Genomic DNA, 23,056 nt, shown 5'->3' with positions numbered 1-23,056 from the left:
CATGGCACTTACCGTTATTCGTTTTAGTCATGCCGGTGCGGAGCCTGCCTGGGGCGTACTGTTTGGCGACAAGGTCGCACCGCTGAGTACACGCTTTGCCACCACTGGTGAGCTGATCGAGCGGGGGATGGAGGAGGCGCGTGCTCTGCGCGTCGAGGATGCCGTTTATAAGCGTGCGGAGCTGTCCATCTTGTCGCCGGTAACGACCAATCAGCAGTTTCTCTGTCAGGGGCTGAATTACCGCTGCCATGTGCGCGAGTCTGGGATGGATCCTGCCAAACTGCCGTTTAACACCCTGTTTACCAAGGCGCCTTCGTCCATCACCGCCGCCTATGGCGGCATTATCAGGCCAAACCATGTGCGCCTGCTCGACTATGAACTGGAGCTGGGGGTGGTGGTAGGACGTCATATCAACGGCCCGGTGCGTGTGGATCAGGGCAACCTGCACCAGTACGCCGCCGCTCTGACCATCGTCAATGATATCAGCGCCCGCGATGTGCAGCTGCCGCAGGCGCAGTTCTATAAGGGCAAGAGCTACCGTACTTTTGCCCCCGTCGGCCCCTACCTGCTGTTCCCTACCGTGGAAGAGTGGCGGAGGCTCGGTGAACTGCACCTGCGTCTGCTGGTCAATCGCGATGTGCGTCAGGACAGCTACTGCCGGGAGATGATCTACCGGCCAGAGCAGACGCTGACCGAGCTGTCCTCCATCCACGACATGGCTCCCGGCGATCTGCTGGCCACCGGCACACCGGCAGGATGTGCAGCGAAAGCCCCCAGCAGCAAGGTGCTGCTGTGGGCACTTAAGGCCCTGATGTCGGAGCGCCGTAAATGGGCGGTGTTCCTCAAGGCTCAGCTGCGCAATCCGCGCTATCTGCAGCCGGGAGATGAGATGACGGCCTCGATCCGCACCGATGACGGGCTGCTTGATCTGGGTGAGCAGCGGCATCAGATCCTGCAGGGGCAGGAGCGGCGACAATGAAGAAGTGGAACCTGATCATTGATGTGGATCGTTGCCATAACTGCGGCAACTGTGTGCTAAGCAATCAGGACGAGCATGTCGGCAACACCTTTCATGGCTACACCGCCCCTCAGCCCCGCCAGGGAGGCGCCTGGATCCGTATCCACAGCCGGGCCGAGGGTAAACCGCCCATGGTGGCGACGGCTCATCTGCCGACCATGTGCAATCACTGTGACAAGGCCCCCTGTGTCGCGGCCGGAGAAGGGGCGGTGATCAAACGCCGTGACGGTATCGTCATCATTGATCCGCAGCTGGCCAGAGGCCGCAAGGATTTGCTGGCGGCTTGTCCCTATGGCGCCATGCACTGGAATGCCGAGCTGGAACTGCCGCAGATCTGGATCTTCGATGCCCATCTGCTGGATCAGGGCTGGCACCAGCCGCGCTGTGCCCAGGCCTGCCCGACCGGGGCGATACAGGCCGTACAGGTGACCGACAAGGTCATGCAGGAGCGGGTCAGGGATGAACAGCTGCAGGTACTGCAGGCCGATCTGGATACCCAGCCGCGGGTCTATTACCGCCACCTGTCCAGCTATACCCACTGCTTTATCGGCGGCAGCGTGTTCAAGGCCGATCAGCACCGCAGCGAATGTGTGGCGGGAGCGCGGGTGAGGCTGAGTCGTAATGGCCATCTGCTGCGCGAAACCACGACCGACAGCTTCGGTGATTTCCGCTTCAGTGGGCTTGAGCGTGACAGTGGCCTTTATCGCATAGAGATTGAGCATGCTGCGGCTGCCCGGGTCAGCCTGGAAACCGAGCTGGGCGACAGTATTTATCTGGGGGCGATTCCGCTGCCGGTGGCGGCCTCCGATGCTGGTAATGCAACTACTTTGGCCACGGAGGAGCGCCGTCATGCGTAGTACCCCCATCCGTACTCTGGCTGATATCGAGCAGCTGGAAAGTGTTCCCCTATCGTTGCGCCTGCAGGGGCTGGAATCCACCTACGACGTCTTTAAACATGCTGCGCTGGTCCGGCCTGACAGCGTGGCACTGCGCTTTCTGCCGCAGGGGCTGGCCGACGAGGAGGCGATCACCTTCACTTACGCCGAGCTGTTCGCCAATGTCACCCGTGCTGCCAATCTGTTTCATCGTCTCGGGGTGGGGGCAGAGGATGTGGTGTCTTATCTGCTTCCCAACCTGCCCCAGACTCATTTCACCCTCTGGGGCGGGCAGGCGGCAGGTATTGTCAATGCCGTCAATCCGCTGCTGGAAAGTGAGCAGATCGCCAGACTGTTGAATGAAGTGTCCTGCAAGGTGCTGGTCACGGTTGGCCCCAGTGCCGGGCCGGAGTTATGGCATAAGGTGGCGCAGGTGCTCGACAAGGTGCCCTCGCTGCGGGCGGTATTGCTGGTACGCGAAGCCATGCCTCCCGAAGGCACGCTGTCATTCGATACCGAACTGGGTAATCAGCCGGACAACATGCTCCTGAGCGAACGCCAGATCCGGCGCGATGATCTGTGCGCCTATTTCCATACCGGTGGCACCACCGGCACCCCCAAGGTGGCTCAGCACAGCCACGGCAATCAGCTGGCCAATGCCTGTTGCGGTACGTTGCTGGTGGATCTGAGCCCTGACGATACGCTGCTGTGCGGCCTGCCGCTGTTTCATGTGAACGGCGTGGTGGTGACCGGCCTTACCGCCTTTATGGCCGGGGCTCAGGTGCTGCTGGCCGGAGCGACGGGGTATCGCAACCGGGCCATGCTGGAACAGTTCTGGCGGCTGGTGGAGCGTTACCGGGTGACGACCTTCTCCGCCGTACCCACCGTGTATTCGGCGCTGATGGCGGTGCCGCGTGGTAAGGCTGACCTGTCATCGCTGCGCTTTGGCATCTGTGGCGCGGCGCCGATGCCGGTGGCACTGATCCAGCAGTTTGAGCAGGCCACCGGTATCCGCATTCTCGAAGGCTACGGCCTGACCGAGGGCACCTGTATCAGCGCCATCAACCCCCGCGATGGTGAACGGCGTCCTGGTTCCATCGGTTTGCGCATTCCCTACCAGCAATTAAAACCGGTCATGGTCGATGAGGCGGGCGCCTATGTGCGTGACTGCGACGTCGATGAAATCGGTGTGCTGGTGGCGCGTGGCCCCAATATCTTCCGCGGTTATCTGCAGGCAGAGGCCAACCGTAAGTTGTGGATAGACGGTGACTGGCTCAATACCGGCGACATGGCGCGTCAGGATGCCGACGGCTATCTGTGGCTGACGGGGCGGCTGAAAGAGCTGATCATCCGCGGTGGTCACAATATCGATCCGGCGGTCATTGAAGAGGCGTTGATGGGGCATCCGGCGGTGCAGATGGTGGCCGCGGTGGGCAAGCCTGATCCCTATGCCGGTGAGTTGCCGGTCGCCTATGTGGTGTTACGCGAGGGCTATGACACCCCTGAGGCAGAGCTGATCGCCTATGCCCGTCAGCACATACCGGAACGGGCGGCCGTACCGGGGGAGATTTACCTGGTGGACAGCCTGCCGATGACGGCCGTGGGCAAGCTGTTCAAGCCCCAGCTGCGCTATGACGCTACCCGTCGGGTGCTGACCTCGCTGCTGGCTCCCAGCCTTGCACCGGCGACGGACTGGCAGGTACTGGCCGGTCCGCACCCGGTGCATGGGATGCAGGTGAGGATCGTACTGATGGCGCCCCAGCCAGTGCGTTCACAGCTGCTGGAAGCGGTCAGGGAGCTGATGTCTGGCTTCAGTCTGTACTACGACGTGGCGGAGTCAGACTGAGCCCGGCACGGTGGCCTCAGGCCGGTGGCAGTGACATGGGCGGGCGGCGCATGACCGGCATTGGCTGGGCCAGCGCCAGCTCGATACTGGCTGGGCTGGCGCCCAGCCCCTGCAGCGTGATGCGGATAATGTCAGTGGTATAGCCAGCGGGCACCTGTCCCTGGACGTAGCTGCGCATGGCCAGAATCAGTGTGCCTGCCAGCATGTCAAAGGCGACACGCTCACTGGGAAAACTGAACTGCCCGCTCTGTCTGCCTTCCAGCAGATCACGCCGGACCGGTTCAAACTGCAGCTCCTTGATGAACTCCGGGCGGGCGACAAAAGCCGCCCAGGCCAGATCCTGTTCGGCCTTACCCAGCCAGAAACGCAGGCCAACGGTCAGGCGCAGCAGGGGGCTGGGCTGGGCACTCAATTCGCTCTCGATGGATTCGATGATATCGGCACTCAGCCATTCGATAGTGGCCTGCAGCAACTCGCTGGTGGCACTGAAGTGGTTGTAGAAGGTGCCACGGGAAATGCCCGCTTCGGCGATAAAGTCCTCGATCATCGGGGCATCGGTGCCCATCCGGGCGAACACACGCAGGGCTGCCGCAACGATCTTTTGCCGGGTACGTTCCCGGCGTTGCTGGCCGACGCGGGTGCGGTGATTCACCGGTTCATCGTGGTGGTCTGCAGTCATAGTGAAGGTCCTTGGCAGATGGCAGTCCAGACAGAGGCACGACCTTAACCGAAATAGACTAATTTGTCAGTTTGAGATGAGCCAGCTCAAGGTAATTGTCAGCGCCGGGCCTAAGATGCCGGTGTTCAGTATCGACAGGCGACGTTGATGCGGTGCTCCCATCCCTGGTCAGTTGCCCTGCTGCAACCTGCGCTTCTGGCCCTGATCCCCGAATAGCAAAGGAAATACGCAATGCCTGACCATGCCCCACGCCCTGTGGTTAACCCCAGGTTTCCCAACGAGATCGGCCGCGCCCTGCTGCATCGCAGCGAGGTGGCTCTGGAGCGCCTTGGCGGACGTCTGCTGCAGGCCGGTGAACAGTCGCTGGCGGAGCTGACCACGCTGCCACCTTCCGCCCTGTGGAGGGAAGGCGGCCAGTATGCGGTGGACTGGGCACAGCGCACCCTCCTGTTCTGGGATACCCTGCGTCAGCGCGGTAACCATTTTATTGAGCACGAACGTCAGGGCCTGCCGCCGGTATTGCAGTTCGACTACGAGATGGTGATGGACGGACGTACCTTCGCCCGCCCGGTGAACTATGCCTTGCTGCGCATCCTGCCGCCGCCGGGAGTGACCCCTGATCCCGGCCGCCGCCCCTATGTCATCATCGATCCGCGCGGTGGTCATGGCCCCGGTATTGGTGGCTTCAAGGCAGACTCTCAGGTCGGGGTTGCCCTGCAGGCCGGTCACCCGGTGTATTTCGTGATGTTCTTTCCGATGCCTGAACCGGGGCAGACCATACCGGATATTTGTGCTGCCGAGTGTGAGTTTGTGCGTTATGTCCGCGCCTGCCACCCCGACGCGCCGATGCCCGGCGTCGTCGGCAACTGTCAGGCAGGTTGGGCCGCCATGATGCTGGCGGCCAGCAATCCCGATGATGTGGGGCCGGTCGTGATCGTCGGAGCACCGATGTCATACTGGGGCGGCGCCTGGAGCGACGGTGACGGTGATAACCCGATGCGCTACGCCGGTGGCCTGCTGGGCGGCACCTGGCTGGCTTCGTTGTGTGCCGATCTTGGCGCAGGCGTCTTTGATGGTGCCTGGCTGGTGCAGAATTTTGAAAACCTTAACCCGGCCAATACCTTCTGTGACAAGTACTACAAGGTGCTGGCCAATATTGAGGGCGAGGCACAGCGTTTTCTCGAATTCGAACGCTGGTGGGGGGGCTACTATCTGCTCAACGGCGGAGAAATCGAGTGGATTACGCAGAAGCTGTTCGTCGGCAATAACCTGTGGTCTGGCGCGGTTGAGGGGGATCCGCAGGCGCTGGATGTGCGCAATATCACCTCCCCTATCGTGGTGTTTGCCTCGGCAGGGGACAACATCACACCGCCGCAGCAGGCTTTCAACTGGGTGAGTGATGTCTTTGGCAGTACCGAAGAAATCAAGTCGCGCGGCCAGGTTATCGTTGGTCTGATGCATGAGGATGTGGGGCATCTGGGTATCTTTGTGTCTGGCAAGGTTGCCAATAAAGAAGGCCAGCAGCTGGCATCGGTTCTGGAGGCTATTGAGGCCCTGCCGCCTGGGCTATACGGCATGCAAATTCATACGCTGGCGGGGGAGGCGGCCCACTATGAGGTCAGCCTGGAGCCGTTGCGACTGGAGGAAGTCAGCGCCCGCCTGAACCGGTATCAGCGGCAGGATGAGAAGCCCTTTCAGGTGGCTGCCGAGATTGCGTCTGTCAACCAACAGCTCTATGAGCGCTTTGCCCGTCCGTGGGTAAAGGCGCTGGCCACACCCCAGTCAGCGGAGCTGGGGCGGATGTGGCATCCACTGCGTAGCCAGCGCTGGCTACTGTCTGATCTCAACCCCTGGCTGGGGTGGCTGCCCTCTGCTGCCACGGCAGTACGCGCCCAGCGTCAGCCGTTGCCATCGAAAACCGCACTGCATGAAGTGGAAGCTCAGGGAGCAGAAATGCTGAGTGCGTTGCTTGAGGGCTACAAGTCGTTGCGCGATGCCTGGAGCGAAGCCTGTTTCTTCACCCTCTATGGCCCCCTGCAGGTCGCCAGCGAAGGCGGGCAGCCGCCTGTTGTGCCAGACCCTGAGCAGACGCCACGAGCGTTGCCTGTCGTTAAGCAAGCACTGGCGAGAATAGCGCAGGGCGGTTATGCCGAGGCACTGGCGCGGGTGGCATTTTTGCTCGGACATCGTGATGAGCCGTTACCCTTGTCACGGTTGCAACTGGCACAGGAGCTACTGACTGACTATCAGGATCTGCTGCCCGACCTCACCGCGGCCGAAGTGCGACGCATCAGTGGCGAGCAGGAGCTGATTGCCCGCTATGAGCCGCTCGGTGCCATCGACACCCTGCCGCTGCTGCTTGCCGATCAGCAGGACCGTCAGCGTCTGCTGATGGTGCTTGAACGTGTGCTGAGCGATCAGAGGGTGCAACGCATTCCACCCACGCGCCAGCAGCGTGCCATGTTCAAACGCATCTGCGCGGTACTGGGGAACCCCATGGATCTCACTTCTGCGCGGACAGCCCATGCCGCCCCTGTGACGGAGACGGCAACATGAAAATAGTGATAGAAGGGCTGGCCGCCAGCATCACCGCCGATGACATTCGTCGCGACTACGGTACCTTCGCACCGATCCTCAGGGTCGATGTGATCAAGGATGAGCCCCATGCCATTGCCATTGTCGAAATGGATATGACACGGGCGGAAGCTAACTTCCTGGCGGCGCGCATCTGTGCTCAGGTACATCTGGATAAACGGCTGCGCGCCTGGGTGCCGCTGTGGAACAACTGTTAGTGGAGCCGCTGTTTGCAGTTGTCCGAGCGTGACCACCGGCTTAGTGCATCTATAGTCTGCTGCCACTGGCACCTGTTCACCCGGGTGTCAGCGACGGCGTTACCCTTGCGTGCTGTCGCTGATGCACGGTGTGAACCGTGACGGAGGCGGGCATCTGGAACAAGTAAAGAGTCATGCCTCCATCGTCATCGTCATCGCCATCGCCATCGCCATCGCCATCGCCATCCCATGCGGCTGCTACTCAGGCCGCCACGCCAGCACTGGTCGACCGCTTCGGACGCCGTGTGACCTATCTGCGCCTGTCGGTCACCGACCGCTGCGACCTGCGCTGCATTTATTGCATGAATGAAGACACGACCTTTTTGCGGCGGGCACAGATTCTCAGTCTGGAGGAGCTGGCGCTGATCGCTCGCGCCTTTGTTGCGCTGGGCGTTAACAGGATTCGCCTGACCGGGGGCGAACCGCTGCTGCGCCCCAATGTGATGTGGCTGGTCGAGCAGCTGGGGTCGTTGCCGGGGTTGCAGGAGCTGACCCTGACGACCAATGGTGCGCACTTGCACCGCTACGCCCGTGACCTCAGGCGTGCCGGCGTCAAACGCCTGAACATCAGTCTGGATACCCTCAGGCCAGAGCGCTTTGTTGAGATGGCGCGCCGCGACAAGCTGCAACAGGTGCTGAAGGGCATTGAGTGCGCGCTGGCGGCGGGGTTTGAGCGTATCAAACTCAACACCGTGGTGTTACAGGGGCGCAATGTCGATGAGCTTAGCGACCTGCTCGACTATGCCGTGCAGCGCGGCATGGACATCAGTTTTATCGAAGAAATGCCGCTCGGTGCGGTGGTCACCCGTCACCTGCCGCACACCTATCTGGGGAATGACCGGCTGTTGCAGCAGTTGCAGCAGCAGTACGAGCTGCACGCCTGCAGTGACAGCAGCGGTGGTCCGTCACGCTACTACCGTATGGCGGGCACACGGAGCCGGGTGGGCTTTATTTCACCGCACAGCGATAACTTCTGCGCCAGCTGTAACCGCGTCCGGCTGACGGTGGAAGGGCGTCTGCTGCTGTGTCTGGGCAACGAACATGCGGTCGATCTCAAAGCGATAGTGCGTCGTTATCCCGGCGATGAACAGCGTCTGCGCCAAGCCCTGATCGACGCGATGAACATCAAGCCTGAGCGCCATCACTTCTCCCTCAGCGAGCAGCCGCAGCTGCTGCGTTTTATGAATATGACAGGTGGCTGATGCAAAGCCCTGAGGGGCCGCTGAGGCACCGCTGTCTCGGCTATGATGTCACAGCGCGTCCAGGATCGGCTGTGCGGCGGCCATGGGGGGCTGTTGGCAAGGTGCCGGTATGACTCCGCTGCCTGCGTGGGTTTCGCCTTGTCCGGTGGCAGATCACTGGCGAACCGCTCGACCGTCGTCATTGCCCCGGCCGCTTTGCCGAGAGGCGTGTCGAGAAGCCCCTGGCTGTCGAAAGGCCCTGGCCGAGCGGTCAACAACCACCGCGGACAGCCAGCATCCCGGGCCGCGGCGGCAGGGGCTGCTGGCCAGCCGAAGGGGGCGTCCTTGACCGCTTACACGTTAAAGCGCGTGGTCCACTGCTGCAGGGTTTCGGCACTCTGGGCTACCTGACGGCTCTGCTGCGCTATGTGTTTGGCGCCGCTGTCCGTTTGCTCGGCGATGGTGGCGATACTGACCAGACTGCGGCTCATTTCATCCGCCACGCAGCTCTGTTGCTGCACCGCGGTGGCGACCATCGCATTCATATCGCGTATTTCACTGATTTTGCCGGCAATCACTTCGAAGTGCGCACTGGTTTCCTCTGTCTGGCTGACACTGCACTGTGCCTGTTGCAGGCCCTGATGCATGGACGCGACCGCATCCTGACAGGCCTGACGCAGGCGCTCGTTAAGCTGGGTGATTTCCTCGGTTGACTGACGTGTGCGCATTGCCAGCGTGCGTACCTCGTCGGCCACCACGGCAAAGCCACGCCCCTGCTCTCCGGCCCGGGCGGCCTCGATGGCGGCATTGAGGGCCAGCAGATTGGTCTGATCCGAGATGGAGGTGATCTGCTGCAGAATCACGCCGACTTCTTCGCCCTGCTTCTCCAGCATGGTGACCGTCGTGGCAGAGGCCTCTATGGCTTTGGCCAGCGCCGTGATCTGTTCAATGTTCTTCTGCACCAGTAACTGACCGGCTTCGGCACGCTCGCTGACCTGCTGCGTGGTCTGTGCGGTGTTGGTGGCATGCTGCGACACTTCCAGCGCGGTGGCGGCCATTTCCTGCATCGCTGTCACCAGCAGGTGGGTTTCGCTGTGCTGCTGCTCGATACCCTTGCTGCTCTGCACCGCCGTGGCCGACAGCTCGGCACTGTTCTGATTCAGATTGTGTGCCTGCACATGCATCGCGGAGATCATTGCCTGCAGGCTGTCGAGTGATTGATCCAGCTGCTGGCTCAGCTGGCCCAGTTCATCACGGGAGTGATGGTTGAGACGACGGGTCAGATTACCACCGGCCATGTGCTCTATCACCGCCAGCGCCGCACGCAGAGGCTGGCTGATACTGAGGTTGATCTCGCGGCTGAGGTAGGCAATCACCAGAAAGGCGCCGAGCAGAATGGCAACAAACTTGCGTGCTTCCCGCCAGAACAGGTTGTCGACATCATCCAGATAGATCCCCGTCGCGGCGACCCAGCCCCAGGCTGGTGCCGCCTTGGCGTAGGTCAGCTTGGGTACGGCGGCCGCTTTGCCATCGCGGCTCCAGTAATACTGGCTGAATGCTTCCCCCTGCTGTTGCGCGGTGCTGACCAGCGCGGGCAGAAACACCGTGCCCTTCGCGTCCTTGACCGCGCTCAGGCGTTGCCCTTCCAGCTTCGGCAGCAGCGGGTGCATGACGAAGGTGCCCTGCTCGGACAGGATGAATACATAGTTGTTGTCGCCATAACGCATGGCGCTCAGCGCGTCTCGGGCGCGCTGCTGAGCCTCGGGCAGGGTCAGGTTGCCCTGTACCGCCTGGCTGGCGTAGTAGCCGATCAGACTGGTTGCCTGTTCCACGATCCCCTGACTCTGTAGCTTACGTTCCTCCAGAATCTGGCCGTGCAGCGTAAGCAGGTTGTAGCAGGCGGTGTAGATGACCAGCAGCGCCATCAAGGCGGTGAGCAGCATGATTTTTTTGTAGATCGAGATGTGTCTGATAAGGCGTTGCATAGGAGTAGTCTCAAAAACAGAAAGCGTCTCAGTCGCGACGGCCGGGCTGGCCGCCAGGGGGTTTATTTACGGTGAGTGCCGGTAGCGGTTGATCTGGCCGGCGTCATAATGTGTGCACAATGCTGTAACGATTAAGTTTTGCCCTGAGGAAAAGGCCGTGCGCTGCCGGGGGACTGCAGCGACAGTAGCTTTCTGAACCTGCTGTTGCAGCCCTGCGCCATGGTCATGAACTGATCGGGCGCAATGGGGCGGCTGAACAGATAACCCTGCAGGGCATCGACCCCCAGACCACGCAGGAACAGCGCCTGTTCCGTGGTTTCCACCCCCTCTGCAACGGTCTGCATCCCCAGCGTCTGCGCCAGGACTACAATCGAGCGCACAATCGCCACGGCATCGGCATCATGAGGGGTGTCGGCGACAAAGGAGCGGTCGATTTTGAGGGTGTCGATGGGCAACCGACGCAGGTAACTGAGTGAGGAGTAGCCGGTGCCGAAGTCATCCAGCGACAGCGCGATACCCATCGCCTTCAGTTGCAGCAGCTGGCGGATGGCCAGATCCGGGTCTTCGGCGACGGCCGATTCGGTCAGTTCGATGATCAGTCGTGACGGTGGAAAAGCGGATGCCGACAAGGCGTCACGCACACAGGCAATTAAAAGGGGGTGGTGCAGGTCAACGGCAGACAGGTTGACGGCGATGCTGAGCTCCAGACCCGCAGGTGCCCATTGGGCAGCAATGGCCAGGGCATTGTGCAGTACCCATACACTGATGTCAGTGATCGTGCCATTGCGCTCCGCCAGCGGAATAAACTCACTGGGGGGCACCGTACCCAGCAACAGATCCTGCCACCGTACCAGGACTTCCGCTCCCAGCAGGCAGCCATCACTGGCATTGACCTTGGCCTGCAGTGCCAGCGACAGCCCGCCGTTGCTCATCACTGCACTGAGGCGGGAGGCGATCAGATATTGCCGCTCCAGCCGTTCCCCCAGTGTGCTGGAGTACAGATTGACGCCGCCATAGTGGTTGTTGGCCAGACCGTCCTTGGCAGCCGCATACCCGGCACGTACCAGTTCCTCTGTGCTGCCGGGTATGTCGTCGCTGCTGACCAGACCGGCAGCCACCACCAGATGCAGTTCTGCCATTTGCCACGGAATGGGGCGGGTCAGCGACAGCCACAGGGCGTGGGCAACCGCTTCGGGCTCTTCCTGATGGATCACGGCAGCAAACAGTTCTCCCTGAATCCGGGCGGCAAAGCCGTGGCCCTGCACCGCCTCCTGAATGCGCCCGGAGATGGCGTTAATGGTGTGCAGGGCGGCCGCAATCCCGTGATGCTCGCCGATTTCTGTGATGCCATTGATGACCAGAAAGATCAGGCTGAAGGGGGTGGCCTGGGCTTTGGCTGCATCGGCACGCTCCATCAGCAGGTCCAGATTCGGCAGCCCGCTCTGCGGATCATGGGTGGCCTGATGGCGCAGGACTTTGCGGATGACGGGGCATTTCTTTTCCAGTTCAGCCCAGTGCACATGGTCATGGTCTGCCAGCGACAGCACCAGATTGCAGCAGCTGGCGGGTAAGGCGTCCTTGAGCCGGGAGGTGGTTATCATGCTGTGGCTCCTAGAAAGACTGCTCAAAACGACTGGTCATCTGATGCAGCTGATTGGCGCTGTTGCCCAGCTGACTGGCCGCCTTGTGAATTGACTCCACGCTGCGGCTCTGCTGATCAACCAGCATGCTGATCTGCTCGACCCGACTGGCCACCTCCGCGGAGGCACTGGCCTGCTGGTCCAGCGTGGTGGCAATGTTGCATGAAGAAGACTGAATATCGTCAGCAGACTCTTTGATGGCGTCGTAGGTCTGCTTGCTGCCGTTCATCATGTTGTTGCTCAGTTCTACTTCCGTGGCGGCGTCGGCAATGGCAGTCAGGGTGCGGGAGGTGCAGCTGTCGATACGCTCCACTGTGGCGGCGATTTCTACCGTGCTGTTGCTGGTGCGTTCGGCGAGCTTACGTACCTCGTCGGCCACAACGGCAAATCCACGCCCGGATTCGCCCGCGCGAGCGGCTTCAATCGCTGCATTCAGTGCCAGCAGGTTGGTCTGATCGGCGATGCCCTTGATCCCTTCTGCCAGCTGGCGGATGGAGGCCACCTCGGATTCCAGCTCGGCAATCAGTGACTGAGAGCGGTGCATGCGCTCAACAACGTCCTGTGAGGCACGCTGGGTGGCCTCGATTTGTTCTAACCCCCGGTTAACCTGGCTCACCGTCGCCGTGGCCTGATCGGCACTCTGGCGGGTAGCGCCGGCGATTTCGCTGACGGAGGCGGACATCTGCTCGACGGCTGAGGCGATCATGCTGATGCCGTCAGAGCCCCGCAGGATGTCCTGAGTGGCGTCTTCTACCTGGGTATAAAGCGCGTTCGACTGACTCTCTACGTGTCTGGCAATGCCGGACATATCGGCAAACAGCGCGCGCAGGTTGACTTTCATTGACTGGATGCCGATGAGCAGCTGGGCAAACTCACCGGCAGCGCGGGTGTCGAGCTCAAAGCGCAGGTCGCCGGCGGCAAACTGGCGCAGTGCCATACCGATGCGTTGCATCGGTTTCAGTACGCCGGTCCAGGTCCAGATGCCCAGACCCACGGCCGTGGCAGCGCCACCCAGGCCACCGAGCCAGGGCCAGATGCCGCCGCTGACCAGTGCCAGTGCAGACAGCAGGGAGGGCAGGGTGGTCAGCAGCGCAATCCTGGCCATCAGTGGCGTATCCTGCTGATAGCGGGTGGCGGGGAAACCGCGTTTGCCTTTACGGATGTCGGCATACAACGCTTCTGTACTTGCGACCTGGCGTGCGTCCGGCTGGCTGCGGACCGACATATAGCCGGTGGTGCGGCCCTGCTCAATCACCAATCCACCCAAGTTAAGCCTCAACATGTCTTTTGAATCAAATGCTTACGTGGCTTTCCGCGGTCCTTTGGTCGGGGTTTAGAGGTGCCCGGTCGTCGGGGAAATGTACAGCGCGCTATCTGTTTTGTCGCTTCCGCTAACCGCTGCATGGCTTTCACGCATCCGGTCAGTACCACGGGCAAAATATCTCTCAACGCCATGTGACCGTAAGCACGGTTGGTCGCCTGATCAACACCGACCCGATGTTGCCGTTCTGCGAACATCACCACGACCCTTTCCAGATTGTCACAGACGATCTTGGCGGCAAAATCCTGCATGACCGCTCGTTGGGACAACCCCGATACCTGCTCTATCTGCAGCCGGTGCTTTAACCGTTTGAACGCCTCTTCAATACGCCAGCGTTGATGGTACAGCGACATAAAGACGCTGGCCGGAAAGCGCTGACGATCCATCAGGTTCGTCATCACCACATGGACCTTCCCCTTTGGCGTTCGATATTTGACCAGCCGCACGGGCTGAGGGGTGGGCAGGCATTCATACGAGGCGGCGTCCTGCTGGCTGGGAGCGGGCAACATCACGTCCTGATCTTTCAGACCGGAGGACATGAACTCCCTGACACAGCGATAGCCCAGCGCATCGACCCGCATGCAGAACGGGATCCCTCGCTGGTTTAATGCCGCCACCAGCCAGCGGCAGGGGTAACCGCGATCCAGCAACAGCAGGTCATCCGCGCGCAGACGGTCCAGATGCTCAAACAGCATCTGCCGTTCACCCACCTGGGGGGAGTATAGCGTGGCGGCTAGCATCATCTCGGCCTCGACCAGATAGAGGCCAAAGGCCAGCTGCTGTGGGCGGGCCGCACGTGATCGGTGGCAGGCCCGTACCGCCAGATTCAGGTGCGAGGCATCCGCCGCAACCAGACGCAGGCCGCGCCAGCGCGGTATCAAAGAGTGGCTTTCCAGCAGCGCCAGCAGGTGATCATTGAGTGCGGTAAAGGCGGAGTGAGACAGTTTGGTGCGCGCCTGGGCGAAGGCCTGTTCTGACACGCAATGAGAGAGGCCGGGCTGATGCTGGCAGGAGGCAAAGAACTGATCCAGTTCCACCTGCACGCGTTTACTCATGGAGCGCAACATGCAGGCAACCAGTGAGGTCAGTGGCAATTTGCGTTGCCGTGAGAAGCCATTGGGGTGATCAGGGTGACGCGCCTTTTGTGCGAACGCATCAGAGTGCAGAAAGGTCATAAATCGCTGAAGCAGAGCAGAAAGAGACATGGGAACACAGCCGCAGAGGAGTGAGTTCCCTATTGGTCGCCGTCCGACACAGGAGATAAAAAGCAGGTTAGTCGGACGGCGACCTCACAAAATCAGCGACAGGTCAATGATTTATATTGGTTTTTTCATTAACTTGGGTGGATTGGCTCAATCACCGGGGTAATGTAGGACTCCACCCAGTAGTAGTCGCCGTTCTTGCAGCGGTTCTTGACCAGTCCATGCCAGGGCAGGCCGGCCTTGAGGGTGCGCCACATGTCTTCAAAGGCGGCGGCTGGCATGTCGGGGTGGCGAATAATATTGTGCGGTTCACCAAGTAATTCGGCTTCGGTGTAACCGCTGACCTCGGCAAAAGCCTGATTGACGTGCAGCAGTGTGCCCTTGGTATCGGTCAGGCTGACCAGTGGGAGTTTGGGGTCGAAGCAGCGCTGTTGTTGGGTAACGGGCTGGTTATTACGCATCGGTGAATCTCAAATCGTGGAGAGGGTTAAGCCAGAGGCGGACTGCGTATGATGGTCAAGGCTGTGTGCAAGTTGTTGTTATCCCCGTACTGGTTCCGAGCGCTGTGCCCGCCGTCTCAGCGGCTGTCGCTGAGACGGCGGGCACCCCTTACGGTGCTCGGGCTGGCGTACCGGTTTGTACGCCAGTGGCAGCCAGTGCGCGGCAGGTCGCCGCGCCGGGCTGAACCAAAGTTCACTGTGGTATGTCGCTGGGCCAGACGCCTCGCCAGCGGTTAGTGCCCTACCGAGGCCGCATCGACGCTGCGACTGGCCCTGGGGGCCAGAGCAATGGCAAAGGCCGCGACAAAAAAGAGGATGGCGATGGTTTGCATCAGGCTGTTGGTGGCCAGCATCATGCTCTGGCCTGTCACCATGTTGTTGAACATGTCCCGGGCCATCAGACCCGCTTCGGCAGGCATACTTGTAATCAGGGTGCTAAGCTCGCCTGCCGGGTCGACCACACTGGCCAGCTGGTCATGGGCCACATAGCGACCGTCCTGCCAGAAGGTGGTGACCAGTGAGGTGGCAAAGGCGCCGGCGATGGTCCGCACGAAGTTCATCAGACCCGCGGCCGAAGCCATCTCCTTTTCCTCTACCGAGCCCATGGCCAGTCCGGTGATCGGTATGTAGTACATCGGCATGCCCAGTCCCATTACCAGCAGCGGCAGGCAGATCGACCAGTAGTCCATGTCGGGGCTGGCAAAGGAGCGCCAGAGCGTATCGCAGCCCAGCCAGCTGCAGCCGATAAAGATCAGCCAGCGCGAGTCGACCCGGTTCGACAGATTGGCGGCGATAGGGGAGAAGACCACCGAGAGCAATCCCCCCCAGGCGACAACAATGCCCGACCAGGTGGTGGTATAGCCCATATTGGACTGCAACCACATGGGGGTGAGCACATTGAGGCCAAAGAAGCAGCCAAAGGCCAGTGCGAGTACCACCATGCTGGCGGTGAAGCCACGGTGACGGAACACGCGGATATCGACAATGGGGTGTTCTTCGGTGAGTTCCCAGATCACGAAACTGAGGAAACCGACCACGGCAATCACCGCCAGTGTGCAGATTTCGTCTGAGGCAAACCAGTCAAGGTCTTTGCCCTCGTCGAGCATGATCTGCAGCGAAGCCACCCAGACCACCAGCAGCAGGAAACCCACGACATCCATCCGGTTCCTCACCAGCGGGTCTTCGTAACGCTTCAGTAACGGCCAGCTGAGTACACCAAAGAGCATGGCCAGCGGCACGTTGATCATATAGACCCAGGGCCAGCTGTAGTTGTCGCAGATCCAGCCGCCCAGCACGGGGCCGCAGACCGGGGCCAGCAAGCTGGTCATCGCCCACAGGCCGGTGGCCATCATCGCCTTGTCTTTGGGGAAAATCCGCAGCAACAGCGTCTGTGACAGTGCCATGATGGGGCCGCCCGCCATGCCCTGCATGACCCGCATCAGCAGCAGCATGTTCAGTGACGTGGACATGCCGCACAGCAGGGAAGCAACACCGAACATAAATACCGCGAACGAGAACACCTTCACGCCGCCGAAACGGGAAGTCAGCCAGCCGGTCATCGGCACGGTAATGGCTTCAGCTACCGCGTAGGCGGTAATGATCCACGTGCCCTGGCTGGTACTGGCGCCCAGTGCACCAGCCATGTTTGGCTGGGTGACGTTGGCTATCGTCATGTTGAGTACGGCAAAGAAGTTGGACATGGCCAGAATGATGGCGCTCACCCACAGCAAGGTTCCCTGCAGTGCTGGCACATCATCGTGGCTGGCGGAGCTATGCGACATGATCTTCTCCTTGTCAGGGCTTGCTGTGCAGGTCGACTTTAGCCGTCATGGTCAGCCCGACGCGCAGCGGATGGCGTTGTAGTTCCACGGGGTCAAGACTGACCCGCACGGGCAGGCGCTGTACCACCTTGATCCAGTTGCCGGTGGCATTCTGTGCCGGAATCAGGCCGAAGGCCGCGCCCGTACCGCCATCGAAGCCCTCGACCACACCGTGGTACACCACATCCTTGCCGTACAGGTCGCTGATCAGCTCGACCTTCTGGCCTGCTTGCACTTGCTTCAGCTGAATTTCCTTGAAGTTGGCTTCGACGTACATGTCCTGTACCGGTACGACCGTCAGCAGCGGCGAGGAAGGCTGCACCCGCTGGCCCAGCTCCACCTGACGGCGGGCGACAATACCGTCCACCGGTGAGCGGATGACCGTACGATCCAGATCCAGCTGTGCCTGATCACGCTTGGCACGGGCCAGCGCCACTTCGGGGTTGCTGGCCAGCGTGGCATCGTCGATCAGCACCGCGTTGGCCTGTTGTGCACCGATAGCGGCATTGCGGCTGGCGATGGCCTGGGCCACGGCGGCTTTGGCAGCATTGACGCTGGCCTGGGCGCTGGCATAGGCGTTCTGTACCTGCGTCAGCTCATCGCCGGAGACCGCTCCTGACGCCACCAGAGCCTTGCGCCGCTGCAGATCGATACTGGCCCGTTTCAGATCGGCCTGAGTGGCGGCCTGCTGTGCCTGCAGCCGTTTGATTTCCTCATCGAAGGAAGACACCTGATCGCCCAGACGGGCATCGTTGGCCTGATAGCTCTTCACCCGGCGAATGGCACTGTCGAGGTTGGCTTCGGCCTGGGCCAGAGCCAGCCTGGCATCGGCAGGATCAATGACCACCAGCACATCGCCCTTTTTGACCGACTGAGAATCTTTGACCAGCACGTCAGCGACGGTACCGGTCACGGCAGACATCACCTGAGCAGACTCCACCGCGGTGTAGGCGTTATCGGTCTCTTCATACTGAGAACCAGTGAGCTCCCAGTACGCCAGAGAACCTGCACCGGCGATGGCGATGGCCAGCCCGAGGGCGGTAAACAACGCTTTGCGCCGTGGCGGCTGTGCTGGCACGGGCTCGGGACTGCCCATCTTGCTGAAGTTGGATTCGCTGATGGTGGACACTTTGATGGTGATGTTATCGACAGGCTTGTTCATGACGGGGTCCTCAAAGATGGAGTCGGCTTATGGATGACTGGCTGGCTGTGTAGCGGTCGGCACGGCACGCTGATAACCACCCCCCAGGGCTTTGATCAGGGCTACGTCCAGAGTGAAAGACTGACTCTGCAGGTCAGCCAGTGCGCGGCGGGTGGCGATCACGCTGTCCTCGGCGCTCAGTACCGCCAGATAGCTGGCTAATCCACCTTCATAGCGAGCATCGGTCAGCTGATAGGCTTGCTCGGCCGTCTGCAGTGCGGTTTGACGCTCTTGTAACTGCGGCGTCAGCAGATGCTGCTGAGTGACCGAGGTGACGACCTCATGCAGAGCCTGAAGCAGGGTCTGGTTGTAGCTGGCTACGGCGTTGTCGTACTCGGCACGGGCGACACGATAGGCCCCCTGCAACTGGCCACCACGGAAAATGGGCAGGCTGATCGCCGGGCCAATACCGGCTATTTCGGAGCCACCCTGAGTCAGCAGATCCAGCGTTCCCAGAGACTGCATACCGACATAAGCGGTCAGGTTGACGTTGGGCATAAAGCCCGCACGTGCCACATCGATGCCTTTGGCCGCCGCTTCGACCCGCTGACGTGCTGCCACCAGATCGGGCCGGTGGCCGATCAGGTCGGCTGCCAGGGTGGATGGCACTGCCTGTGGCTGAATCAGCTCAACGGTGGGGCGGGTGATGCTGAGGGCGGCATCGGGGCCGATACCGGCCAGCGCGGTCAGCCGGTAGCGCTGCAACGCAATGGCTTCCTCAGCGGCCAGCCGGTCAGCCCTGGCTTCGGCCAGACGTGACTCGGCCTGGCGCACGCTGCCCATGGTTTCGAGCCCGTTACGCTGCCGGCTCTGCAGCAGGGTGACACTGTGCTGGCGTACCGTCACCGCTTGCACGGCGGCATCATAGTCGGCATGCAAACGCGCCAGCTCGGCGTAGGCCGATGCGATAGCTGTCGTCAGGATCAGACGGGTCTGGGCTGCTTCAGCCTGTGCGGCAGCCAGTTCCGAGGTGGCAGCGGCAACGGCTGCACGATTCTTACCCCAGAAATCCAGCTCGTAGCTGAAATCCAGCGCGGCGCGGGAGGCCGTGTTGAAGTCCTGCGGAATGGCCGCTTCGGGCACACCGTTGTTGTAACTCTGTTTCACACGAGTGACGCTGGTGTCGAGGTTGACTCCCGGCAGCAGGCTGGCGCCCGCTTGCTGGGCATAACCGGCGGCTTTGAGAATACGCGCACGGGCAGTCTGCAGGTCGGGGGCATTGGTCAGCGCCTGATCCATCAGCTTGTTAAGCTGCTCGTCGTGATAGTGCAGCCACCACTGCGGTGCGGCCCAGGGCTGCTCCGCGCTGGCTGGTACTGTGCTGGTGGCGAGGCTGTGCTGGCTTGGGAGTTGCGCAGTGGTTTGCAATTCGGGCACCTGTCCCAGATCTGGTACGCTGGCGCAGCCAGCCAGGGTCACGCCCAGCAATACTGCCAGGCAGCCATGTGTTAACGGATAGACACGCTTATGGGGAGAAGCTTTCATGTCCAGGTCTCATAATTTAACTGATGAGTTAATTTATAATACTGGAATATATTCTCTGTCAATGTTAAATTTAACTCATTGGTAAAGTTAAGGAGGAAGGATGAGAGTAAAAAGTGAAACTCGACGGAAGGCTATCATTCAGGGGGCCGCCGATGTGTTCCTTGAAAAAGGCTATGCACCGACGGTGATGGCTGAGATTGCTTCGCGGGTCGGGGTATCGAAGCCAACGCTTTACGGTTACTTTCCTTCCAAGGAGGAACTGTTTCTCGAGGTGATCAAAACGCTGGTGGCGGAGCGGCTGTCGTCGGCGTTCGAGCCGCTGATCGAGGGGCAGGAACTGAGCGAGATACTGCAGACCTTCGGCCAACAGTTTTTGACCAATGTGCTTAAGCCAGAGATTGTTACCCTGCGGGGCATCTTGATGACGGAAGCACAGCGCACCGGCATTGGTCCACGGCTGTATAAAGAAGGTCCGGGGCAAGAAGTTGATAAGCTGGCGTTTTTCCTTGCCAAAGAAATGCTGGCAGGGCGTTTGCGCCCGGGTAAGCCGGAAACGGCCGCGGCGCATTTGCTGGGGATGCTGGAAGGCGAGTATCAGGATTTTCTGCTGGGGGCGACAGACACTCAGCCGACCGCGGAGCAGATTGCTCAGTCAGTCGATGATGCTGTGGCCATATTCCTGCGGGGCTATGCCCCGTAGTAAGCGGGCTGTCGGCCCGGGTGGCGGCCAGCGTACGGCGCGGGAGCAGGGAGCCGCTGCCGCCCGCCTAGCAGCTGCCGTCGTATACCATCACGCAGTTGCGCCCGGCCGCTTTGGCCCGGTACAGGGTCTCGTCGGCAGCACGCATCCAGTCAGCGCAGCAGAACTGCGGTGAAGGCTCGCATTCCGCCACGCCAGCGGAAAAGGTATAGCGGAAACCGGGGGAGATGTGCTCCAGGTTTTCACTGGCCAGCCGCTGCTGTAGCCGACTGACCACGGCCCGGGCGCTCTCCTTGCTGGTTTCGGGCAGCAGCAAGGCGAACTCTTCGCCGCCCAGACGGCCAACCACGTCATTCTTGCGTAGCCGTTGTGCCAGCAGACCGGCGAAATGGCGCAGTACCTCATCGCCTGTGGGGTGGCCGTAGCCGTCATTGATCTTTTTGAAATGATCTATGTCGATCACCGCCAGACTGGTGGTGTGACCATAGCGGTGAGCGCGCTGGCACTCATTGTCCAGTTGCTGCATAAAGTGGCGGCGGTTGGGGAGGCTGGTCAGCTCGTCGGTCATGGCCTGTCTGGCGAGTTCTATCTGGGCTTTCTGCAGCGCCAGTTCGACCTGTTTGAACAGGGTGACGTCGTTACAGACCAGTACGACCTCCCCGTCCGGGCTGAGTTGCTCTGTCATCAGCAGCCAGCGCCCATCAACCAGCTCCACTTCATAGTTACGAAATGGCGCCGAGCGATACTGGCTGTGGATGTAGGCCAGCCATTCATCCAGCTTCTGGGTATGTGCTTTCATGCCTACCCCGGTGGTGAACATCCAGCTCAGCAGGTCGTCGTAGCTCTGCTTGTAAACCGGATAGTCCTGCAGTCCAAACGCTCTGAGAAACGCCTGGTTGTAGAAGATGACCTGATCTTTGGCATCCAGTACGGCAATGCCGTTTTCGCTGGTCCCGATATGTTCAATCAACACCTTCTGCAGCTGCTCGTTCGTTTTGATGTCCACGATGGCGTCTACCTTTTGTTGTCATTATCAGGTGATGGCGTACAGCGATGTGACTCTATATACGTGTTCACAGTCTCGCGAGCGAGCGCCGTGTGGCCGCTGCACTGCAGATCGGGAATACGTCCTTAGGTGGTAGGCGATGGTGATGACGTCGTCAAGGGCATGGCATGGAGTTCATTAATAATGACGCTGAACGGTGCAGCACCGAACGCCGATGAGTGACATGGCAGGGCACTGTCAGACGCATGCAATGGCACAGGCAGGGCAGGAGCCCGATGGCTGCAAACAAAAACGGCGGCCTGTAAGCAGGCCGCCGTGGTCAGTCAAAGCGGGGAGGTGGTGAGTCGTTACAGCACCAGTCCGACAATCGCCGCCGACAGCAGACTGACCAGCGTTGCGCCATAAACCAGCCGGAAGCCAAAGCGTGATACCACGTTGCCCTGGCCTTCATGTACGCCTTTGATGGCGCCCGCGACGATGCCGATAGAGGCAAAGTTGGCGAACGACACCAGAAAGACCGACAGAATCCCCAGTGCGCGGGCAGAGAAATCAGCGCTGATTTTCTGCAGCTCCAGCATGGCAACGAATTCATTGGAGACCAGTTTGGTCGCCATGATGCTGCCTGCTTTCAGGGCTTCCTCAGCGGGAATGCCGACCACCCACGCCAGCGGATAGAACACATAGCCCATCAGCTGCTGGAAACTCAGGCCGAAGATGGCGGAAAACAGCGCGTTGAGCAGGGCAATCAGGGCGATAAAGCCAATCAGCATGGCCGCCACAATCATGGCGACACGGAAGCCCGCCAGAATATATTCCCCCAGCATCTCGAAGAAGCTCTGCTCCTCATGCAGATGGCTGAGCACTGGCTCCGGCTCGTCACCGGGGTGATAGGGGTTGATCAGCGACAGAATCACAAAGGTGCTGAACATATTGAGCACCAGCGCCACCACCACATAGCGCGGCTCAATCATCGACATATAGGCACCGACGATGGACATCGACACCGTCGACATCGCTGTGGCCGCCATGGTGTACATGCGCCGGGCTGACAGCTCTCCGAGAATGCCCTTGTAGGCGATAAAGTTTTCCGACTGCCCCAGCAGCAGCGAGCTGACCGCATTGAAGGATTCCAGCTTGCCCATGCCATTCACCTTTGACAGCACGGTGCCGACACCGCGAATGATCAGCGGCAGAATGCGGAAGTGCTGGAGGATACCGATCAGCACCGAAATAAAGATGATCGGGCACAGCACCTTGAGGAAGACAAAGGCCTGACCCTGGCCGCTCATATTGCCAAACACAAACTCGGTGCCCTGACCGGCATAGGCCATCAGCGCATCAAACATGCGCGCCACAGCATTGACAGCCGTCAGGCCGTATTCGGCGTGCAGGAAGAACCAGGCCAGTGCGGTTTCCACCACCAGCAGCTGCAGTACAACGCGGGGGCGAATCTTGCGCCGGTCATAGCTGACCAGCAGCGCCAGGGCGAAGATCACCACCAGCGCCATCACGAAGTGAAGGAGTGAGGAGAGCATTCCAGGGAGATTCCAGCAGTAAAAAGGGGCGCTATTTAACCACAGGGGAGCCTTGCTTTCATGCGTGGTAACGGCATATTCCGTCCGGCTGGTTAAATTTCTGCAGCGTTTTCACCGGCTCCGGCTGATCTTCACTGATAAGTGAACAGGGGTGGATTAACCTGCTGATCCCTCTCTAGAATGACCTGCTGAGTACCCGCGATTGACCCGATAGCCAGTTCATCGACAACA

The 23,056-nt window shown here is 60.5% G+C and carries 18 protein-coding genes; 7 read left to right on the top strand and 11 right to left on the bottom strand.

The features are described 5' to 3' along the window. Window position 1 precedes the first annotated feature (1 nt). The 3 genes from QCD60_RS04400 to QCD60_RS04390 are packed head-to-tail and all read left to right on the top strand — an operon-like array spanning window position 2 to window position 3,739. A complete protein-coding gene (locus QCD60_RS04400) occupies window positions 2-979 on the top strand; it encodes a fumarylacetoacetate hydrolase family protein (protein WP_279782785.1) in 978 nt (325 codons plus the stop codon). Beyond that, complete coding sequence (locus tag QCD60_RS04395; RefSeq protein WP_279782783.1) at window positions 976-1,875, top strand: 4Fe-4S dicluster domain-containing protein; 900 nt, start codon at window positions 976-978, stop codon at window positions 1,873-1,875. The genes QCD60_RS04400 and QCD60_RS04395 overlap by 4 nt, the downstream gene beginning before the upstream one ends. Further along, entirely contained in the window at window positions 1,868-3,739 is a 1,872-nt protein-coding gene (locus QCD60_RS04390) for an acyl-CoA synthetase (protein WP_279782781.1), read from the top strand. Before QCD60_RS04395 ends, QCD60_RS04390 begins: the two co-directional genes overlap by 8 nt. Before the next feature lie 16 nt (window positions 3,740-3,755). Here QCD60_RS04390 and QCD60_RS04385 read toward each other — a convergent pair whose 3' ends face one another. Next, window positions 3,756-4,418 (bottom strand): TetR/AcrR family transcriptional regulator, encoded by a 663-nt coding sequence (locus QCD60_RS04385; protein WP_279782779.1) that lies wholly within the window; start codon window positions 4,416-4,418, stop codon window positions 3,756-3,758. Between the two features lie 231 nt (window positions 4,419-4,649). Between QCD60_RS04385 and QCD60_RS04380 the strand changes: the two genes are divergently transcribed. The 3 genes from QCD60_RS04380 (at window position 4,650) to moaA (ending at window position 8,451) form a co-directional block, all read left to right on the top strand. Further along, window positions 4,650-6,974 (top strand): DUF3141 domain-containing protein, encoded by a 2,325-nt coding sequence (locus QCD60_RS04380; RefSeq protein ID WP_279782777.1) that lies wholly within the window; start codon window positions 4,650-4,652, stop codon window positions 6,972-6,974. Continuing rightward, the gene (locus tag QCD60_RS04375) at window positions 6,971-7,210 is read left to right on the top strand and encodes a hypothetical protein (protein WP_279782775.1); all 240 of its coding nucleotides are present in this window, start codon (window positions 6,971-6,973) and stop codon (window positions 7,208-7,210) included. The genes QCD60_RS04380 and QCD60_RS04375 overlap by 4 nt, the downstream gene beginning before the upstream one ends. Before the next feature lie 173 nt (window positions 7,211-7,383). Beyond that, window positions 7,384-8,451 carry a GTP 3',8-cyclase MoaA gene (gene moaA / locus QCD60_RS04370; protein WP_279782773.1) on the top strand — a complete coding sequence of 356 codons (1,068 nt, stop codon included), beginning with the start codon at window positions 7,384-7,386 and terminating at the stop codon, window positions 8,449-8,451. 332 nt (window positions 8,452-8,783) lie between these two features. On the opposite strand, the gene QCD60_RS04365 is transcribed toward moaA, so the two are convergent. The 8 genes from QCD60_RS04365 to QCD60_RS04330 all read right to left on the bottom strand — a co-directional run bounded on the left by QCD60_RS04365 (window position 8,784) and on the right by QCD60_RS04330 (window position 19,584). Next, window positions 8,784-10,415, bottom strand: coding sequence for a methyl-accepting chemotaxis protein (locus QCD60_RS04365; protein WP_279782771.1), 1,632 nt, complete (start codon window positions 10,413-10,415; stop codon window positions 8,784-8,786). A 131-nt stretch (window positions 10,416-10,546) separates the two neighbouring features. Next, on the bottom strand, window positions 10,547-12,016 hold the full coding sequence (locus QCD60_RS04360; protein ID WP_279782769.1) for a bifunctional diguanylate cyclase/phosphodiesterase: 1,470 nt from the start codon (window positions 12,014-12,016) through the stop codon (window positions 10,547-10,549). 10 nt (window positions 12,017-12,026) lie between these two features. Next, window positions 12,027-13,337: a methyl-accepting chemotaxis protein gene (locus QCD60_RS04355; RefSeq protein ID WP_279782767.1), complete on the bottom strand. Its 1,311-nt coding sequence runs from the start codon at window positions 13,335-13,337 to the stop codon at window positions 12,027-12,029. Next, window positions 13,331-14,581 carry an IS4 family transposase gene (locus tag QCD60_RS04350; RefSeq protein ID WP_279782765.1) on the bottom strand — a complete coding sequence of 417 codons (1,251 nt, stop codon included), beginning with the start codon at window positions 14,579-14,581 and terminating at the stop codon, window positions 13,331-13,333. The genes QCD60_RS04355 and QCD60_RS04350 overlap by 7 nt, the downstream gene beginning before the upstream one ends. Window positions 14,582-14,709: 128 nt before the next feature. Continuing rightward, entirely contained in the window at window positions 14,710-15,039 is a 330-nt protein-coding gene (locus QCD60_RS04345; protein ID WP_279782763.1) for a PAS domain-containing protein, read from the bottom strand. Between the two features lie 272 nt (window positions 15,040-15,311). Then, a complete protein-coding gene (locus tag QCD60_RS04340) occupies window positions 15,312-16,859 on the bottom strand; it encodes a DHA2 family efflux MFS transporter permease subunit (protein WP_279782761.1) in 1,548 nt (515 codons plus the stop codon). A 13-nt stretch (window positions 16,860-16,872) separates the two neighbouring features. Continuing rightward, complete coding sequence (locus QCD60_RS04335) at window positions 16,873-18,060, bottom strand: HlyD family secretion protein (RefSeq protein WP_279782759.1); 1,188 nt, start codon at window positions 18,058-18,060, stop codon at window positions 16,873-16,875. Between the two features lie 27 nt (window positions 18,061-18,087). After that, window positions 18,088-19,584 carry an efflux transporter outer membrane subunit gene (locus QCD60_RS04330; protein WP_279782757.1) on the bottom strand — a complete coding sequence of 499 codons (1,497 nt, stop codon included), beginning with the start codon at window positions 19,582-19,584 and terminating at the stop codon, window positions 18,088-18,090. A gap of 100 nt (window positions 19,585-19,684) precedes the next feature. Between QCD60_RS04330 and QCD60_RS04325 the strand changes: the two genes are divergently transcribed. Next, entirely contained in the window at window positions 19,685-20,284 is a 600-nt protein-coding gene (locus QCD60_RS04325) for a TetR/AcrR family transcriptional regulator (protein ID WP_279782755.1), read from the top strand. Window positions 20,285-20,351: 67 nt separating this feature from the next. On the opposite strand, the gene QCD60_RS04320 is transcribed toward QCD60_RS04325, so the two are convergent. Both QCD60_RS04320 and QCD60_RS04315 read right to left on the bottom strand, forming a co-directional pair. Further along, on the bottom strand, window positions 20,352-21,290 hold the full coding sequence (locus tag QCD60_RS04320; protein ID WP_279782753.1) for a diguanylate cyclase: 939 nt from the start codon (window positions 21,288-21,290) through the stop codon (window positions 20,352-20,354). A gap of 347 nt (window positions 21,291-21,637) precedes the next feature. Continuing rightward, a complete protein-coding gene (locus QCD60_RS04315; protein ID WP_279782751.1) occupies window positions 21,638-22,825 on the bottom strand; it encodes a nucleoside transporter C-terminal domain-containing protein in 1,188 nt (395 codons plus the stop codon). Window positions 22,826-23,056: the final 231 nt, after the last annotated feature.

Source organism: Pokkaliibacter sp. MBI-7 (assembly GCF_029846635.1).
Classification (GTDB): Bacteria; Pseudomonadota; Gammaproteobacteria; order Pseudomonadales; family Balneatricaceae; genus Pokkaliibacter.
Note: the sequence above shows the minus strand (reverse complement) of the source record. Positions and strands in the feature narration are given on the sequence as shown.

What these genes read in the sequence shown, in the direction of transcription:
- QCD60_RS04335 (WP_279782759.1), bottom strand. Translation starts at nt 18,060, where the DNA reads ATGAACAAGCCTGTCGATAACATCACCATCAAAGTGTCCACCATCAGC.
- QCD60_RS04340 (WP_279782761.1), bottom strand. Translation starts at nt 16,859, where the DNA reads ATGTCGCATAGCTCCGCCAGCCACGATGATGTGCCAGCACTGCAGGGA.
- QCD60_RS04345 (WP_279782763.1), bottom strand. Translation starts at nt 15,039, where the DNA reads ATGCGTAATAACCAGCCCGTTACCCAACAACAGCGCTGCTTCGACCCC.
- QCD60_RS04365 (WP_279782771.1), bottom strand. Translation starts at nt 10,415, where the DNA reads ATGCAACGCCTTATCAGACACATCTCGATCTACAAAAAAATCATGCTG.
- QCD60_RS04315 (WP_279782751.1), bottom strand. Translation starts at nt 22,825, where the DNA reads ATGCTCTCCTCACTCCTTCACTTCGTGATGGCGCTGGTGGTGATCTTC.
- QCD60_RS04330 (WP_279782757.1), bottom strand. Translation starts at nt 19,584, where the DNA reads ATGAAAGCTTCTCCCCATAAGCGTGTCTATCCGTTAACACATGGCTGC.
- QCD60_RS04390 (WP_279782781.1), top strand. Translation starts at nt 1,868, where the DNA reads ATGCGTAGTACCCCCATCCGTACTCTGGCTGATATCGAGCAGCTGGAA.
- QCD60_RS04395 (WP_279782783.1), top strand. Translation starts at nt 976, where the DNA reads ATGAAGAAGTGGAACCTGATCATTGATGTGGATCGTTGCCATAACTGC.
- moaA (WP_279782773.1), top strand. Translation starts at nt 7,384, where the DNA reads ATGCCTCCATCGTCATCGTCATCGCCATCGCCATCGCCATCGCCATCG.
- QCD60_RS04400 (WP_279782785.1), top strand. Translation starts at nt 2, where the DNA reads ATGGCACTTACCGTTATTCGTTTTAGTCATGCCGGTGCGGAGCCTGCC.
- QCD60_RS04325 (WP_279782755.1), top strand. Translation starts at nt 19,685, where the DNA reads ATGAGAGTAAAAAGTGAAACTCGACGGAAGGCTATCATTCAGGGGGCC.
- QCD60_RS04380 (WP_279782777.1), top strand. Translation starts at nt 4,650, where the DNA reads ATGCCTGACCATGCCCCACGCCCTGTGGTTAACCCCAGGTTTCCCAAC.
- QCD60_RS04360 (WP_279782769.1), bottom strand. Translation starts at nt 12,016, where the DNA reads ATGATAACCACCTCCCGGCTCAAGGACGCCTTACCCGCCAGCTGCTGC.
- QCD60_RS04375 (WP_279782775.1), top strand. Translation starts at nt 6,971, where the DNA reads ATGAAAATAGTGATAGAAGGGCTGGCCGCCAGCATCACCGCCGATGAC.
- QCD60_RS04355 (WP_279782767.1), bottom strand. Translation starts at nt 13,337, where the DNA reads ATGTTGAGGCTTAACTTGGGTGGATTGGTGATTGAGCAGGGCCGCACC.
- QCD60_RS04385 (WP_279782779.1), bottom strand. Translation starts at nt 4,418, where the DNA reads ATGACTGCAGACCACCACGATGAACCGGTGAATCACCGCACCCGCGTC.
- QCD60_RS04350 (WP_279782765.1), bottom strand. Translation starts at nt 14,581, where the DNA reads ATGTCTCTTTCTGCTCTGCTTCAGCGATTTATGACCTTTCTGCACTCT.